This window comes from Klebsiella sp. (assembly GCF_027492335.1).
In the GTDB taxonomy this organism is placed as follows: Bacteria; Pseudomonadota; Gammaproteobacteria; order Enterobacterales; family Enterobacteriaceae; genus Klebsiella; species Klebsiella huaxiensis.
In genome coordinates, this window is record NZ_JAPUEW010000075.1 from 160,417 (window position 1) to 176,308 (window position 15,892).

At 54.2% G+C, this 15,892-nt stretch carries 14 protein-coding genes; 6 read left to right on the forward strand and 8 right to left on the reverse strand.

What is annotated here, in order from left to right; all coding sequences use genetic code 11:
* The first annotated feature begins 158 nt into the window (after positions 1–158).
* The 4 genes from sucA (at position 159) to sucD (ending at position 6,347) form a co-directional block, all read left to right on the forward strand.
* Positions 159–2,966 carry a 2-oxoglutarate dehydrogenase E1 component gene (gene sucA, locus QVF11_RS22775; RefSeq protein ID WP_142512011.1) on the forward strand — a complete coding sequence of 936 codons (2,808 nt, stop codon included), beginning with the start codon at positions 159–161 and terminating at the stop codon, positions 2,964–2,966.
* Between the two features lie 14 nt (positions 2,967–2,980).
* Entirely contained in the window at positions 2,981–4,207 is a 1,227-nt protein-coding gene (odhB, locus tag QVF11_RS22780) for a 2-oxoglutarate dehydrogenase complex dihydrolipoyllysine-residue succinyltransferase (RefSeq protein ID WP_287859389.1), read from the forward strand.
* A gap of 104 nt (positions 4,208–4,311) precedes the next feature.
* Positions 4,312–5,478 (forward strand): ADP-forming succinate--CoA ligase subunit beta, encoded by a 1,167-nt coding sequence (sucC, locus tag QVF11_RS22785; protein WP_110277305.1) that lies wholly within the window; start codon positions 4,312–4,314, stop codon positions 5,476–5,478.
* The gene (gene sucD / locus QVF11_RS22790; RefSeq protein ID WP_110277304.1) at positions 5,478–6,347 is read left to right on the forward strand and encodes a succinate--CoA ligase subunit alpha; all 870 of its coding nucleotides are present in this window, start codon (positions 5,478–5,480) and stop codon (positions 6,345–6,347) included. Before sucC ends, sucD begins: the two co-directional genes overlap by 1 nt.
* A gap of 223 nt (positions 6,348–6,570) precedes the next feature.
* Here the strand turns inward: sucD and QVF11_RS22795 are convergent, their stop codons facing one another.
* Genes QVF11_RS22795 through otnK form a run of 8 tightly spaced genes read right to left on the reverse strand, consistent with a single transcriptional unit; the run spans position 6,571 to position 13,327 of the window.
* The gene (locus QVF11_RS22795; protein WP_112214474.1) at positions 6,571–7,227 is read right to left on the reverse strand and encodes an aspartate/glutamate racemase family protein; all 657 of its coding nucleotides are present in this window, start codon (positions 7,225–7,227) and stop codon (positions 6,571–6,573) included.
* A complete protein-coding gene (locus tag QVF11_RS22800) occupies positions 7,224–7,643 on the reverse strand; it encodes a GlcG/HbpS family heme-binding protein (RefSeq protein ID WP_112214586.1) in 420 nt (139 codons plus the stop codon). The genes QVF11_RS22795 and QVF11_RS22800 overlap by 4 nt, the downstream gene beginning before the upstream one ends.
* Before the next feature lie 6 nt (positions 7,644–7,649).
* Positions 7,650–8,996 carry a bile acid:sodium symporter family protein gene (locus QVF11_RS22805; RefSeq protein WP_287859394.1) on the reverse strand — a complete coding sequence of 449 codons (1,347 nt, stop codon included), beginning with the start codon at positions 8,994–8,996 and terminating at the stop codon, positions 7,650–7,652.
* 19 nt (positions 8,997–9,015) lie between these two features.
* Entirely contained in the window at positions 9,016–9,828 is an 813-nt protein-coding gene (locus QVF11_RS22810; RefSeq protein WP_287859397.1) for a beta-keto acid cleavage family enzyme, read from the reverse strand.
* Between the two features lie 28 nt (positions 9,829–9,856).
* Positions 9,857–10,633 (reverse strand): hydroxypyruvate isomerase family protein, encoded by a 777-nt coding sequence (locus QVF11_RS22815; RefSeq protein ID WP_287859400.1) that lies wholly within the window; start codon positions 10,631–10,633, stop codon positions 9,857–9,859.
* Positions 10,614–11,423, reverse strand: a complete 810-nt coding sequence (locus QVF11_RS22820; RefSeq protein ID WP_181421913.1) for a DeoR/GlpR family DNA-binding transcription regulator — start codon at positions 11,421–11,423, stop codon at positions 10,614–10,616. Before QVF11_RS22820 ends, QVF11_RS22815 begins: the two co-directional genes overlap by 20 nt.
* A 6-nt stretch (positions 11,424–11,429) precedes the next feature.
* Positions 11,430–12,074, reverse strand: a complete 645-nt coding sequence (gene otnC / locus QVF11_RS22825; RefSeq protein ID WP_287859403.1) for a 3-oxo-tetronate 4-phosphate decarboxylase — start codon at positions 12,072–12,074, stop codon at positions 11,430–11,432.
* Positions 12,071–13,327, reverse strand: a complete 1,257-nt coding sequence (gene otnK, locus QVF11_RS22830; protein WP_287859406.1) for a 3-oxo-tetronate kinase — start codon at positions 13,325–13,327, stop codon at positions 12,071–12,073. The genes otnC and otnK overlap by 4 nt, the downstream gene beginning before the upstream one ends.
* A 381-nt stretch (positions 13,328–13,708) precedes the next feature.
* Between otnK and QVF11_RS22835 the strand changes: the two genes are divergently transcribed.
* On the forward strand, positions 13,709–14,389 hold the full coding sequence (locus QVF11_RS22835) for a helix-turn-helix transcriptional regulator (RefSeq protein WP_287859409.1): 681 nt from the start codon (positions 13,709–13,711) through the stop codon (positions 14,387–14,389).
* A 389-nt stretch (positions 14,390–14,778) separates the two neighbouring features.
* Positions 14,779–15,681 (forward strand): LysR family transcriptional regulator, encoded by a 903-nt coding sequence (locus QVF11_RS22840; protein ID WP_110277294.1) that lies wholly within the window; start codon positions 14,779–14,781, stop codon positions 15,679–15,681.
* Positions 15,682–15,892: the final 211 nt, after the last annotated feature.

Sequence of the window (15,892 nt, forward strand, 5' to 3'; positions counted from 1 at the left end):
AAAGGGTGAGCGCAAAGCGCTTAAGACAGTTTCTAAAGGTTCCTTCGCGGGCCAGTGCAAATACAAGAGCTCGCAAGTGAACCCTGGGACGTGTGCTTTACCGGCGTACGTCGTAGTTATCCACGGCGAAATAAGCATAAGATGCTTAAGGGATCACGATGCAGAACGGCGCAATGAAAGCCTGGCTGGACTCTTCTTACCTCTCTGGTTCGAACCAGAGCTGGATAGAACAGCTCTATGAAGACTTCTTAACCGATCCTGACTCTGTTGACGCCAACTGGCGTTCTATGTTCCAGCAGTTACCTGGCACCGGAGTCAAACCGGATCAATTTCATTCCAAAACGCGTGATTATTTCCGCCGCCTGGCGAAGGATGCCTCACGTTACACTTCTTCGATTTCCGACCCTGACACCAATGTGAAGCAGGTTAAAGTCCTGCAGCTCATCAACGCATACCGCTTCCGTGGTCACCAGCATGCGAATCTCGATCCGCTGGGGCTGTGGCAGCAAGAGAGAGTGGCGGATCTTGATCCGGCATACCACGATCTGACCGAGGCCGATTTCCAGGAAATCTATAACGTAGGTTCTTTTGCCATCGGTAAAGATACGATGAAGCTGGGCGATCTGGTTTCCGCCCTCAAGCAAACCTACTGCGGCTCCATCGGCGCGGAATACATGCACATTACCTCTACCGAAGAAAAACGCTGGATCCAGCAGCGTATCGAGTCGGTAGCTGGCAAAGCGAGCTTTAGCGCCGAAGAGAAAAAACGCTTCCTGAGCGAGCTGACCGCTGCGGAAGGCCTGGAGCGCTACCTCGGGGCGAAATTCCCCGGCGCAAAACGTTTCTCGCTGGAAGGCGGCGATGCGTTAATCCCGATGCTCAAAGAGATTATCCGCCACGCGGGTAAGAGCGGCACCCGCGAAGTGGTGCTGGGTATGGCGCACCGTGGTCGTCTGAACGTACTGGTCAACGTGCTGGGTAAAAAACCACAGGACCTGTTCGACGAGTTCGCCGGCAAACATAAAGAACATCTCGGCACCGGCGACGTGAAGTACCACATGGGCTTCTCTTCCGATATGGAAACCGAAGGCGGTCTGGTGCACCTGGCGCTGGCGTTTAACCCGTCGCACCTGGAAATCGTCAGCCCGGTGGTTATTGGTTCCGTACGTGCTCGCCTCGACCGTCTGGACGAGCCGAGCAGCAACAAAGTTCTGCCGATTACCATTCACGGTGACGCCGCAGTCACCGGGCAGGGCGTGGTTCAGGAAACCCTGAACATGTCCAAAGCGCGCGGCTATGAAGTGGGCGGTACTGTCCGCATCGTTATTAACAACCAGGTGGGCTTCACCACTTCCAACCCACTGGATGCGCGTTCTACCCCGTACTGCACCGATATCGGTAAAATGGTGCAATCACCGATTTTCCACGTTAACGCCGATGACCCGGAAGCTGTCGCTTTCGTTACCCGCCTGGCGCTGGATTTCCGCAACACCTTCAAGCGCGATGTCTTTATCGACCTGTTCTGCTATCGCCGTCACGGCCATAACGAAGCCGACGAGCCGAGCGCAACTCAGCCGTTGATGTATCAGAAAATCAAAAAGCATCCGACGCCGCGCAAAATCTACGCTGACAAGCTGGAAGCCGATAAAGTCGCGACGCTGGAAGACGCTACCGAGCAGGTTAACCTCTACCGTGACGCGCTGGATGCTGGCGAATGCGTGGTGCAGGAGTGGCGTCCGATGAACATGCACTCCTTTACTTGGTCCCCGTACCTCAACCACGAGTGGGATGAGAGCTACCCGGACAAAGTTGAGCCTAAGCGTCTGCAGGAGTTGGCTAAGCGCATCAGCACCGTGCCGGAAGGCATTGAGATGCAGTCTCGCGTGGCGAAGATTTACGGCGATCGCCAGTCAATGGCCGCCGGTGAGAAGCTGTTCGACTGGGGTGGCGCGGAAAACCTCGCCTACGCCACCATGGTTGATGAAGGAATTTCCGTGCGCTTGTCGGGGGAAGACTCCGGGCGCGGCACCTTCTTCCACCGCCATGCGGTGATCCATAACCAGAAAAATGGTTCGACTTATACGCCGCTGCAGCACGTTCACAACGGTCAGGGTCACTTCAAGGTTTGGGACTCAGTCCTGTCTGAAGAAGCCGTTCTGGCGTTTGAATATGGTTATGCCACCGCTGAGCCGCGTACCCTGACCATCTGGGAAGCGCAGTTTGGTGACTTCGCCAATGGCGCGCAGGTGGTTATCGACCAGTTCATCAGTTCCGGTGAGCAGAAGTGGGGGCGTATGTGCGGCCTGGTGATGCTGCTGCCGCACGGCTACGAAGGCCAGGGTCCGGAGCACTCCTCCGCGCGTCTGGAGCGTTATCTGCAGCTTTGTGCTGAGCAAAATATGCAGGTCTGCGTACCTTCAACTCCGGCGCAGGTTTACCATATGCTGCGTCGTCAGGCGCTGCGCGGGATGCGCCGTCCGCTGATCGTGATGTCACCGAAATCTCTGCTGCGTCACCCGCTGGCGGTATCGAGCATGGACGAACTGGCTAACGGCACCTTCCAACCGGCTATCGGAGAAATCGACGACCTCGACCCGAAAGCGGTGAAGCGCGTTGTGCTGTGCTCTGGTAAGGTTTACTACGACCTGCTGGAACAGCGTCGTAAGAACGACCAAAAAGATGTTGCTATCGTTCGCGTAGAGCAGCTCTATCCGTTCCCGCATCAGGCGGTACAGGAAGCGCTGAAACCTTATGCGCACGTGCATGATTTTGTCTGGTGTCAGGAAGAACCGCTCAACCAGGGCGCCTGGTACTGCAGCCAGCATCACTTCCGCGAAGTGATTCCGTTTGGGGCTTCTCTGCGTTATGCAGGCCGCCCGGCCTCCGCCTCTCCGGCGGTAGGATACTTGTCCGTTCACCAGAAACAGCAACAAGATCTGGTCAATGACGCGCTGAACGTCGATTAATTAAAGGATACATAATGAGTAGCGTAGATATTCTGGTTCCCGATCTGCCTGAGTCCGTAGCTGACGCGACGGTTGCGACCTGGCATAAAAAACCGGGCGATAGCGTCCAGCGTGATGAAGTGCTGGTAGAAATCGAAACTGACAAAGTGGTACTGGAAGTACCGGCATCAGCGGACGGCATTTTGGAAGCAGTGCTGGAAGATGAAGGCGCCACCGTGCTCTCTCGTCAGATCCTCGGTCGCCTGCGTGAAGGTAATAGCGCGGGCAAAGAGTCCGGCGAGAAAGCCGACGCCAAAGAGTCTACCCCGGCTCAGCGTCAGCAAGCGTCTCTGGAAGAACAAAGCAACGACACGCTGAGCCCGGCGATTCGTCGCCTGCTGGCTGAACACAACCTCGACGCGGCGGCCATTAAAGGCACCGGCGTTGGCGGCCGTCTGACTCGTGAAGATGTTGAGAAACATCTGGCAAGCGCTCCGGCTAAAGCGGAAGCGAAAGCCCCGGTAGCAGCCACCGCAGCGGCCCCGGCAGCACAGCTGGGCCATCGTTCTGAAAAACGCGTACCGATGACCCGTCTGCGCAAACGCGTTGCTGAGCGTCTGCTGGAAGCGAAGAACTCTACCGCCATGCTGACAACCTTCAACGAAGTCAACATGAAGCCGATTATGGATCTGCGTAAGCAGTACGGCGACGCGTTTGAAAAACGTCACGGTATCCGCCTGGGCTTCATGTCCTTCTACGTGAAGGCGGTCGTTGAAGCGCTGAAACGCTATCCGGAAGTGAACGCTTCCATTGATGGCGATGACGTGGTTTATCACAACTATTTCGATGTCAGCATGGCGGTCTCCACGCCGCGCGGCCTGGTGACCCCGGTTCTGCGCGATGTCGACCTGCTGGGCATGGCGGACATCGAGAAGAATATTAAAGAGTTGGCACTGAAAGGCCGCGACGGCAAGCTGACCGTAGATGACCTGATCGGCGGTAATTTCACTATTACCAACGGCGGCGTATTCGGTTCTCTGATGTCCACGCCAATCATCAACCCACCGCAGAGCGCTATTTTGGGTATGCATGCCATTAAAGACCGTCCGATGGCGGTCAATGGTAAGGTAGAAATTCTGCCGATGATGTACCTGGCGCTCTCCTACGACCACCGTCTGATCGACGGACGTGAATCGGTAGGCTTCCTGGTGGCGATTAAAGATCTGCTGGAAGACCCGACTCGTCTGCTGCTGGACGTGTAGTAGTCCCAATGGCCCGGTGCCCAGGCCCGGGCCAATAAAAACATCATCAGCCTGCAGTTTTGTCGGCTACATGATAACGATTACCTGAAGGATGGACTGAACACATGAACTTACATGAATATCAGGCAAAACAACTCTTTGCCCGCTATGGCTTACCGGCGCCGGTGGGTTATGCCTGTACTACTCCGCGTGAAGCAGAAGAAGCCGCTTCAAAAATCGGCGCGGGTCCGTGGGTAGTGAAATGTCAGGTTCACGCTGGTGGCCGCGGCAAAGCGGGCGGTGTGAAAGTGGTTAACAGCAAAGAAGACATTCGCGCCTTTGCTGAACATTGGCTGGGCAAACGCCTGGTGACCTACCAGACAGATGCCAACGGCCAGCCGGTTAACCAGATCTTGGTTGAAGCGGCGACCGATATCGCTAAAGAACTGTACCTTGGCGCTGTGGTTGACCGTAGCTCCCGTCGCGTGGTCTTTATGGCCTCTACCGAAGGCGGCGTGGAAATCGAAAAAGTGGCGGAAGAGACCCCGCACCTGATCCACAAAATTGCTATTGATCCGCTGGCGGGCCCGATGCCTTACCAGGGCCGTGAGCTGGCGTTTAAACTGGGTCTGGAAGGTAAGCAGGTTCAGCAGTTCACCAAAATCTTTATGGGCCTGGCGACCATTTTCCTTGAGCGTGACCTGGCGCTGATCGAAATCAACCCGCTGGTTATCACTAAGCAGGGCGACCTGATCTGCCTCGACGGCAAACTGGGCGCTGACGGCAACGCGCTGTTCCGCCAGCCTGATCTGCGCGAAATGCGCGACCAGTCTCAGGAAGACCCGCGCGAAGCGCAGGCAGCACAGTGGGAACTGAACTACGTTGCGCTGGACGGTAACATTGGCTGCATGGTTAACGGCGCAGGCCTGGCGATGGGTACCATGGACATCGTTAAGCTGCACGGCGGCGAACCGGCTAACTTCCTTGACGTTGGCGGCGGCGCGACCAAAGAGCGCGTGACCGAAGCGTTCAAAATCATCCTCTCCGATGACAATGTGAAAGCGGTTCTGGTTAACATCTTCGGCGGTATTGTTCGTTGTGACCTGATTGCCGACGGTATCATCGGCGCGGTTGCCGAAGTGGGCGTTAACGTCCCGGTTGTGGTTCGTCTGGAAGGTAACAACGCCGAACTGGGCGCGAAAAAACTGGCTGACAGCGGCCTGAATATTATTGCAGCGAAAAGTCTGACGGATGCAGCTCAGCAGGTTGTTGCCGCAGTGGAGGGGAAATAATGTCCGTTTTAATTAATAAAGATACCAAGGTTATCTGCCAGGGCTTCACCGGTAGCCAGGGGACTTTCCACTCTGAACAAGCGATTGCTTACGGTACCCAAATGGTTGGCGGCGTGACGCCAGGCAAAGGCGGTACTTCTCACCTGGGCCTGCCGGTGTTCAACACCGTGCGTGAAGCGGTAGACGCGACCGGCGCGACTGCATCGGTTATCTACGTTCCGGCACCGTTCTGCAAAGATTCCATCCTGGAAGCGATCGATGCAGGCATCAAACTGATCATCACCATCACCGAAGGTATCCCGACTCTGGATATGCTGACCGTGAAGGTGAAGCTGGATGAAGCCGGTGTGCGCATGATCGGGCCGAACTGTCCGGGCGTTATCACCCCAGGCGAATGCAAAATCGGCATTATGCCGGGCCACATTCACAAGCCGGGTAAAGTGGGCATCGTTTCCCGTTCCGGTACCCTGACTTACGAAGCGGTTAAGCAGACTACCGACTACGGTTTCGGTCAGTCTACCTGCGTGGGCATCGGCGGCGACCCGATCCCGGGCTCTAACTTTATCGATATCCTGAAGCTGTTCCAGGAAGATCCGCAGACCGAAGCGATCGTCATGATCGGTGAGATCGGTGGCAGCGCGGAAGAAGAAGCGGCTGCCTACATCAAAGATCACGTGACCAAACCGGTTGTCGGCTATATCGCCGGTGTGACTGCACCGAAAGGCAAACGTATGGGTCACGCGGGCGCGATCATCGCGGGTGGCAAAGGGACGGCGGATGAGAAGTTCGCCGCTCTTGAAGCCGCTGGCGTGAAAACCGTTCGCAGCCTGGCCGATATCGGCGAAGCGCTGAAATCAGTGATTAAGTAATATAACCTAAATAATTCGAGTTGCAGGCAGGCGGCAAGTGAGCGAATCCCCAGGAGCTTACTCGGGTAAGTGACTGGGGTGAACGAACGCGGCCAACGCACATGCAACTTGAAGTATGACGGGTATAAGTAAAAAAAACAGCCCTGACTTTCTGCATAGTCAAGGGCTGGTCCAGTTTCGACATGGTTGGCCATCTGATGATGGCCTTTTTTTTGCCTGTAACTCAGCTTTCCGCCAGCGCCTTTAGCCAGCGAATGCCGCTTTCCGGCGAGGTCATGACCGGCACCGGTGGAGCAGCAGGGAGTTGCTGTAATACCCGCGCCATCGAGGCCTGCGCCAGCATGACCACATCCGCCTGAGTAAACGCGTTCTGTAATCCTTCGCTGACGATACGGTCGTGGGTGTCCATATCGCCTGCCAGCAGCGCATGGAAGGCTTCTTCCATTAATATCGGCGTGATAGTGCGCTGCTGACCGCTTTCCTGGACTTTGCGCTGCACGTAATCCAGCGTCGGCTTCAGCGTGGTAGCGACGGTTGCCAGCACGGCAATACGCTCGCCTTTACTAATGGCCTCTTCGACCATCGCGCAATCAATACGCGCAAGCTGGAGTGGGGTCATAAACTGGCACTGTTCGACCGCGGAGCCAATAGAAGAGCAGGCGGTGATGAAAATATCGCAATCTGCTTTTTCGGCGATGTGCACATAGTCAGCAATGCGGGCGGCAATATTTGGTGTTACGCCGCCGGCCTTCATCACCTGTTTAATCATGGACTCTTCAACCAGGTGCATCACATCGACTTCCGGCATGATGTCGGCAATCAGCTGCTGCATCATGGCGAGGGTGGCGGCGCTGGTGTGTAGCATAGCGACTTTTTTCATTGGGCAATCTCCTTAAGCAAATTTTCCGCGACGGCTATTGCCGCATCATGATCTTCCTGTGCTGACAGGCCACCGACCGCGACGGCGCCCAGGCATTTACCGTCATGCAGAATTGGAACTCCGCCAGGCAGGGCGGTAAAACGCGGGTCGGCAAAATAACCAATATCTAACTGTTCTTTTTGCAGGCGCTGCAAAAACGCCTGGGTGGTGCAGCCTAAGCGGCTGCTGGTGCGCGCTTTGCGCTGGGTCAGCTCGATAGTTAACAGTTTGGCTGTATCCATGCGGGCAAAGCTCAGTAGCTCCCCGCTGGCATCGCACACCGCCACGCTTAGCGGGCGATTTGCGTAACGATTCTCGGCGAGGGTGAGCGCACTCTCCACGGCACGTATTGCTTGCTGTAAGGTCAGAGTAGTCATCATGAATTATCCTTTTGAAAGATGTTCAGAAACGGGCTGATGTGTCTGTTGAGCGGCCGCTGCCTGCGCCTGGCGGGCATCTTTTTTACGCCAGTAGTTGGCGAGCAGCGAGCCGCTGACGTTGCCAAGCGGGGTCATTACCGCCGAAGCAAGGCCGACGGTCGCCAGTTTGCCCATGGCGGCGGCAAGCCCTGATGCCATGCCGCCATTTTGCAGGCCGACTTCAAAGGCCACGGTGCGGGCGGACTGTACATCCATGCGGAAGATCCAGCGGCTCATCAGGTAGCCAATCAGGAAGCCGCCGAGGTTATGCATCAGCATGGCGAAGCAGAGCAGGAAGCCGACCTGTACCAGGTTGTCTCGCCCGGCAGCTGCAGCGGTAGTTGTGAAGAAAATAATCCCGATCATCGAGATGGTCGGCATGATCTTCTTAATGCCCTCAACGCGGCCGTACAGCCAGTTGTAAAACAGCGCCCAGACGAGGCCGCCTGCGACAAAATTCAGCACCACCGCGTACATTTGCGCTTCTGCGCTGGCAGAACCGAACTGTGCTTCCCAGCCTCCGGCGCTCATATACAGCAGCCACAGAGCGCCAATCCCGGCCAGAATCTGCACGGTTCGACGGCCGCGCACGCCAGCGTAAGTTTTCAGGTAGTCATGTAAAATCGCCGCGCCGATAGGGATGAGCACGATTTTCACCACGTCCATCACCATCGCGGTGAGCTGAATATCGATCATTGAACCGGCCAGCAAATTCACCCATAGCGGCGTCATCACAGTTGCCGCCAGCGTCGAAACTGCGGCGATGGAAACGGCCAGCGCCAGGTTGGCGTTAGCGATATACACCATTACCGTCGAAGAGAGGCCGCTCGGACAGGCGCCAATCAGCAGAATACCCACCGCCACTTCAGGCGGAAAATCAAAGATCAGTGTAATGCTCAGGCCAAGCAGCGGCATGATCACGAAGTGGCAGAAGGTGCCGATAAATACCGCCCACGGCATTTTGGCGACGTCGATAAAATCCTGGATCGTCAACTTAGTACCCATGCTGAACATGGTGGCCTGGATAACCAAAAACACGATCCATTTATGGGTGATATTGAAACCGCCCCAGACGATCAGATCTGTAGACCAGGTCATCGCGGCGACAAAACCGGCGATGATCCACAATGTAAACTGATAGCTGCGTAGTCCGGGCCAGTAACCCGCGCCTGCCGCAAACCCAGCAGTGAACATCACCAGTCCGGGTTGCCAGAGAGCGGGAGATTGCATCAGCGCGCCTATCGCCGCCAGCGCGATACCGGCGATGCTGACGCCGAGCCCGGCTTTATGTATAACGCTCGTCATAGTCATAATGAAATGTCCTTCCTCGTTATTGCTGCCGGGGCGGAATGGCTAACATTTGCCGCGCTATTTCTGGCGTGGCGACTTTTTTATCCATGCTACGAATCAACGTGGCAAGTTTGGCAACCTGCTGGTAATTATGTTCAGCGCGTTCCTCAGCGCTTAAATAATAACTGTCTTCAAAACCGATACGCACTTCGCTGGCACCCATGCCAACCGCAGCGGCAATAATATCGAAGTTCTTTCTGCCGAAGTGGGTAATTCCCCATAGCGCATCGTGGGGGATCATACTGCGCAGGGCAATTAAGGTATCAACGGTGGCAGGGGTGCTGCCGCGATGTCCCAGGACGATATTAAATAACATCGGCTGTTTAAATTTAATCTTATCTTGCAGTACGAGGATGTTATTAATCATGCCAATTTCGAAAATTTCAAATTCTGGAATAATATTGCGCGCGGTAATTTGCCGGGAGCAATATTCAACATCCGGACCGGGATTAAAATAGACCAGATCGCCGAGGTTGACGGAGCCGACGTTCAGCGAGGCCATTTCCACGCCGGGACAGGTCAGCGGGGCGCAGCGTTCAGCGATGGACATCGCTGAAACACCGCCGGTTGAGGCCTGAATAATCAGGTCTGAGTGGCGCATTACGCAGTCGATGGTCGCCTGAAAATCGCTGGTGTCCGGGGTCAGGCGCCCCTGTTGATCACGAACGTGCAAATGAACAATGGCCGCGCCATGTTCCACGCTGGCGAGTATTTCCTGCGCCAGTTCTTCGGGTATCACTCTGGGGCAATCCGCAGCCACGGGCGCCAGCGAAATAATAACGGTATCCGACATGTTTTCCTCCGGTACAGAGAGATTAAAATTATAAGTAAGACGTTATCCAGCGTAATGATTCAGGTCCTGATGTTGACGGCTGATATTCACAGCCGAGCCAGTCCTGATAATTCAGTTGTTCAATAAAATCGAAAATCCACTTTTCATTTAATTCTCCCGTTCCTGGTTCATGACGATAAGGAACTGAGGCAATCTGAAAGTGTTTTATCAATGGGAAATAACATTCAATATTTTTTACCACATCGCCGTGAATTTTCTGGCAGTGGTAAATATCAAACTGCAAGCCGATGTTTTTCCGGCCGACCTCGCGAATAATGGATTCGGCCAGCGGGAAGTTATCAATCATATAGCCCGGCATATCCTGCGGATTTAATGGCTCAATCAGTACGTCAATTCCCGCTTCCGCCAACACATCACAGGCGCTGCGCAATCTGTCGGTTAGAAGACTGCGCTGAGCGTTGAGGGTAAGATCATCACAGCGCAGACCCGACATCACGTGAACCCGGCGACAGCCTAACGCTGTGGCGTATTCCCGGGCCAGATTCAGGCTGTGGCGAAACTCCTCATCGCGGCCCGGTAACGCCGCCAGCCCCCGTTCCCCCTGCTGCCAGTGGCCTGCTGGGGCGTTCATTAGCACTACCGGCAGGGTGGTTTGCCCTTGAGCTACCAGCAACGTCTCTAGCGGATGCTGCCAGAGGAACAGCCCCTCCACGCCGCGAAAACCCGCATCTTTTGCCGCCTGAAAGCGTGCTGCTATCGGCAATTCAGTAAACAACCAGTCAAGGTTAGCCGCTAATTTCAGCATGATGTTTCCCCTCCCGGCTATCGACCAGGTGCAGTTTTACCCCCTGATTGGCGATGGCTTGTTGCGCGTCATCCGGCAGCTGATTGTCAGAAATAATATCGGTTAGCTGATCCAGACCGCAGATATGGAACATCCCGTACTTGCCAAATTTACTGCTGTCGCAGACCAGCACCCGGCGGCGGGAAACGGTGAGAACCGCCTCTTTGACCGAGGCTTTGCCTTCGCTGGGGGTCGACATGCCGCGCTCGGTATCCCACGATGATGAACTGAGAAACGCCACATCGATATTAATGGTGCGTAAAAAGCTGGCCGCACTTTTGCCAAGGCTTGAGCGGTTGCGCTGATCCACCAGACCGCCGGTGTGATAGAGGGTGATATGCGGCATGTCCATCAGGTAGTGGCTGATGGAGAAGTCGTTCGTCACCACGGTTAGGTTAAAACAGTGGCTGGCGGCCACCGCTTTCGCCACTTCAAACAGCGAGGTTCCGGCATCCAGATACAGCGTTTGCCCCGGCTCAATCAGCATGGCGGCAAGCTGACCCATTTTGCGCTTCACCTCATGATGCAGCTCCGCCTTTTCCCGCCACGGCAGCTCGGACTTCAGCAGGTTATTGAGCTTCACGCCGCCGTTAATCGAGATAACTTTGCCTTCCTCTTCCAGCAATTGAATGTCGCGGCGCACGGTCATATGCGACACGCTCATCAAGTCCGCCAGCTCATTAAATGAGGCGACGTTTTTTTCATGAACGTAGCGATAGATAAAGTCACGTCGTTGTTCGGGGATCATCATCTCACCTCACGCTCGCCGGGATTGTTCGAGTTCGGCTACCGCTTCTTCTGAAAGCGGTACGTAACCGAGCGGTTTTAAGGTCAACCAGATGCGGGCGCTGTCTTCCAGCTCCTCGGTGTTAAATACCGCTTCGCGCAGTGAGCGACCGCTGACGACCGGGCCGTGGTTGGCCAGCAGTGCAGCAGTGTGGTCAGCGGCGATTTCGCTAAGCGCGCTGGCAATGCCTTCATGTCCAGGTTTGAAGTAGGGCAGCAGCGGCAATTGCCCGACGCGCATCACGTAGTATGGCGTTAATGGTGGCAGACAGTTTTCCGGTGTTTCACACGGCAGACAAGAGAGTGCGGTCAGCCACGGCGAATGCAGATGAACTACAGCTCCGCAGGAGGGACGGTGGCGATACCATGCCAGATGCATTGGCACCTCTTTCGACGGTTTGTCCCCGCTGAGATGAACGCCGTTGGCATCCAGTTTGCTCAGCGTTGCTGCGTCAAGTTCTCCCAGACAGGAGTTGGTTGGGGTGACCAGATAACCGCCATCCGCGAGCTTAACGCTCAGGTTGCCGGAGCCGCCGCTGCTGTAGCCGCGCATAAATAGAGAGCGACCATAATGGACGAGCTGCTCGCGAAGTTGTTGCTCACTCACCTGGCTCATGATTTGTACTCCTGGGCGGTAAAAAAGAAATCTTCGTCGCCAAAATTGCCTGACTTCAGCGCCAGCGCCAGTTCGGCGGAGAAGACCCATGGAACCCCCGGGGCGATGGTCTTGCCGACGGACAGGCGCGTTACCTGTAGCGCTTCCACGACGGTGCCGGATGTCTCGCCACCAGCAACAATAAAGGTGTTCACGCCTGCGGCCTGGAGCTTCGCGCTCAGCCGGGCAAACGTATGTTCAATCGCCTGGCTGGCGGGCTGCTCGCCATACTCTTGCTGAATGCGTTTTAGCGCATCAGGTGGTTGGGTGGCGTAAATCAGCGGCGCATGCGGGTCGCTGATATGCGACATGGCCCACTGCGATAGCTCATCGGTATAGCGCTCGGCGTCCGACAGGCAGCGTGCTACGTCGAGCAAACGAGAGGTCGCCGCCGTTTTATAGCGATTGACCTGACGGTTGCTCATAGCCGAACAGCTCCCGGAAAAGACCACCGCTTTGACGGGGTGCGGAAAGTCCTGTGGTGGTGATGTCTGCTGAGCACCGGCGTTGGCGGCCAGCGCGCCGCCGAGCCCGGAACCTCCGGCTAACAAGGGGGAGTCGTGTAGCGCCTGGGCTAGCGTGTGGAGATCGGCTTCGTCCAGCGTATCGACAATCACGTGGCGTTTTCCTTCAGCTTTAAGGCTGGCCAGCGCGTGAGTGACTGCTTGCACACCGTTGCGAATGGTATTGAGATCAATATTGCCAACGACGTTTGGCGTTTGCGCGGACAGCAGGCGTGACAAATTGGCATCGGTCATCGGATTAAGTGGATGCTTTTCCATGCCGGACTCGTTCAACAGTACACCGTTGACAAACAGATGACCGTGCACCACCGTGCGTCCGTTTTGCGGCAGGGCGGGGCAGTGAACGATAAGCGGGACCTGCATCGCTTCCATCAGAGCATCGCTCACCGGGCCAATATTGCCGCGTAGTGTAGAGTCAAACGTTGAGCAGTATTTGAAATAGACTTGCCTGACGCCTGCGTTTTGTTTTAGCCACCGGGCGCAAGCCAGCGATTGGGCGACGGCCTGCTCAGCGGGCAGAGAGCGGCTTTTCAGCGAGATAACAATGGCATCAACTTCTTCGTTCCACTGCTGCGTAAGGTCGGGCATTCCGGGCAATAGCGCGACTCGCCAGCCCTGTTCTGCCATAAAACTTGCGATATCCGTTGCGCCGGTAAAATCGTCGGCGATAACCCCTGTTGTGACGGCCATGACTCCACTCCGTTCAGATTGTTTACTGATTGAGCATATTATTCAGTAGTCGCTTTCACATTCACATGATGATTCTCACAAACAAGAACATCATGTGAATGTATTAAAAATATGTAATCATTTGAAATGTAATTATTATTTCTTCTTAGGTGACAGAATCATGCTCACAACAATCTGTGAATATTCGTTAAAGTTTGAGAAGGGTTGGGCAGAAGGCATTCCTTGACCTATCAGTGAGCGTTTGCATGAACGTTGGGTTGGTCATGCATTTTGATCATATTCATCTGCGAAAATGAGATTATTTTTTGCGTTTAACGTCATTCTTTTGATGCGCTAAATTCTGCATATTAGCGGCTGACTATCAGGCTACTGGAGAATAATGTGCAGCAAAGAGACAGGGATGATGAACACCGGTTTTTCTCTTCGTTGGCAACGACCTTTTCTCGTGCAACCGGTCTGGTCGCCGTGGTTATTGATACCCGCGGGGAGCGATTGCCTGACCGCTATGCAGGGTTAAATTTCTTTTCACTGCCCCTCATGTGTTTTGAAAAAGTGTGGGGATATATTATTTGTGACCACAGTAAGGCCACCGACGATAGTCATCGATTGGCGGCAGAAAGATTACTTCATTTTATTGTGAATAACGTCACGCCGGTTGAGGGGATAAAAGTGAACGCGAATAAGCAATCTCGCCGAAATTGTGATTTTTATTATGCGCAACGTGCACCGCATGAAATAAAAATGGCCTCTGCCCTACGTTATATTGATGAGCATTTATATGATGAGTTGTCTCTCGAATCGGTGGCGGCTCATGTTTGCCTGAGCGCCAATTACTTTAGTCGCTTTTTTAAAAAGCAGCAGGGGGTGAATTTCAAAGTCTGGGTGAGCCAGAAGAGAATGCAGCGAGCCGGGGAACTGCTTGGCGATCCTGCGTATTCGATAGATGGTGTCGCCCGAAAGCTTCAGTACGCACAAACCAGCTACTTTTGTCGAGTGTTCCGCATGGCGCATCGCACTACGCCGCAATCATTCCGCCAGCAGTCTCTCTCGGCATCGTCATAGCCCATACCGGGGCAGGATAAAGGCAAGACAGATTTTTCCTGAAGCACTCATAATGTGTCCCCGGTCGCTGAAAATTTTAATTTATAGCTGGTAGATGAAAATTAATTCCCCCCCCTCAGGCTGACTTCGATAATAAACAAGTTAACGTGAAAAAATATTGACAACTTATTGACGCTATTTGCGGGTCAGACACCTTGTTTAAATTGTGTTTATTGAGATGCCTGGGTATTATTGGTTATTATTTGATCACTGCTAATATGCATTAATCATGGAATAGATCAATGACATCTGACGGGATAATAAAATATAACACTCGGGGATAACCTGATGTCCTTGCGCGCTTTTTTTATTTTTTAAACAATTTTTGCACGCCGTAAATGGAAGACGTTATGAGAGGAAAAATCCCCAAAACCGAATTGCTGGTGACCTTTGAAGTTGTGGCTCGCCATGAAAGCTATACGCGAGCAGCGGAAGAGTTAGCTTTAACACAAAGCGCCGTGTTCAGACAAGTCACGGCGCTGGAGGATTTCCTCCATACGTCATTATTTAATCATGCGAAAAAAAGGATTTTTTTAAATGCGGCGGGCAAGCATTATTTGACAATCGTTAAGGAAACGCTTAACAAGCTGGAGCGTGATACCAATTCAATTATGACCTGGCAGCCGACGGTGCAGGTTCTTGAACTGGCAGTGAACCCCACCTTTAGCACTCACTGGTTAATCCCTAATCTGCGTGAGTTTAATAAATTAAACCCAGGTATTATCGTCAATATTCATTCGCTGGCTAATATTGGCGATTTTCTCAGCCGTGAGTACGATGCCGCCATCATGCGCGAGGATTTTTGCTCGCCGTGGACGGAGGTTGAGTACTTATTCGAAGAGGAGATCCTACCGGTATGCGGCTGCGGGCTGCTATCGGACCCTGGTCAAAAGCTGGCGGTCGAGGAATTGCTGGGTGAATTTCCGTTGTTGCATCAGAGCACACGAATTCACGGCTGGCAGGAGTGGTTCGCGTTGTCGAATATTACCAGCGCGCAGATTAATATCGGCCCGCGTTTTGACCTGCTATCGATGCTGATTGCGGCGGTGCGTTCGAATCTGGGGGTGGCGCTGTTACCGCGTTTTGCCATTCAGCACGATCTTGATAGCGGCGAGATGGTAATTCCTTGCGATGTGCCGATTCGCACCGGAAACCGTTTTATTATGACGTGGCAGGAAGATAAAGCGGAATCCCGGCATTTACAGGTATTCCGCGACTGGTTATTGCATAAATCGCTGGTGTCGGCCACCTGATGGCACCTCTGGTTTCGTAGGCCGGATAAGGCGTTTACGCCGCCATCCGGCATTGACGTCGCATGATTGCCGGATGGCGACGCGAAGGCGTCTTATCCGGCCTACAGGACCCGTAGCTCGGCCAAGCGCAGCGCGAGCCGGGAGAAAAGCGAATCGGATAAAACTACCAATCGATGCCCACTTGTGCCTGAATACCGCTATCAAACGCGTG

Coding starts and splice junctions, on each gene's coding strand:
- sucC (WP_110277305.1), top strand. CDS start 4,312: ATGAACTTACATGAATATCAGGCAAAACAACTCTTTGCCCGCTATGGC.
- otnC (WP_287859403.1), bottom strand. CDS start 12,074: ATGAGCCAGGTGAGTGAGCAACAACTTCGCGAGCAGCTCGTCCATTAT.
- sucD (WP_110277304.1), top strand. CDS start 5,478: ATGTCCGTTTTAATTAATAAAGATACCAAGGTTATCTGCCAGGGCTTC.
- QVF11_RS22840 (WP_110277294.1), top strand. CDS start 14,779: ATGAGAGGAAAAATCCCCAAAACCGAATTGCTGGTGACCTTTGAAGTT.
- odhB (WP_287859389.1), top strand. CDS start 2,981: ATGAGTAGCGTAGATATTCTGGTTCCCGATCTGCCTGAGTCCGTAGCT.
- QVF11_RS22800 (WP_112214586.1), bottom strand. CDS start 7,643: ATGACTACTCTGACCTTACAGCAAGCAATACGTGCCGTGGAGAGTGCG.
- QVF11_RS22795 (WP_112214474.1), bottom strand. CDS start 7,227: ATGAAAAAAGTCGCTATGCTACACACCAGCGCCGCCACCCTCGCCATG.
- QVF11_RS22820 (WP_181421913.1), bottom strand. CDS start 11,423: ATGATGATCCCCGAACAACGACGTGACTTTATCTATCGCTACGTTCAT.
- QVF11_RS22815 (WP_287859400.1), bottom strand. CDS start 10,633: ATGCTGAAATTAGCGGCTAACCTTGACTGGTTGTTTACTGAATTGCCG.
- QVF11_RS22805 (WP_287859394.1), bottom strand. CDS start 8,996: ATGACTATGACGAGCGTTATACATAAAGCCGGGCTCGGCGTCAGCATC.
- QVF11_RS22810 (WP_287859397.1), bottom strand. CDS start 9,828: ATGTCGGATACCGTTATTATTTCGCTGGCGCCCGTGGCTGCGGATTGC.
- sucA (WP_142512011.1), top strand. CDS start 159: ATGCAGAACGGCGCAATGAAAGCCTGGCTGGACTCTTCTTACCTCTCT.
- otnK (WP_287859406.1), bottom strand. CDS start 13,327: ATGGCCGTCACAACAGGGGTTATCGCCGACGATTTTACCGGCGCAACG.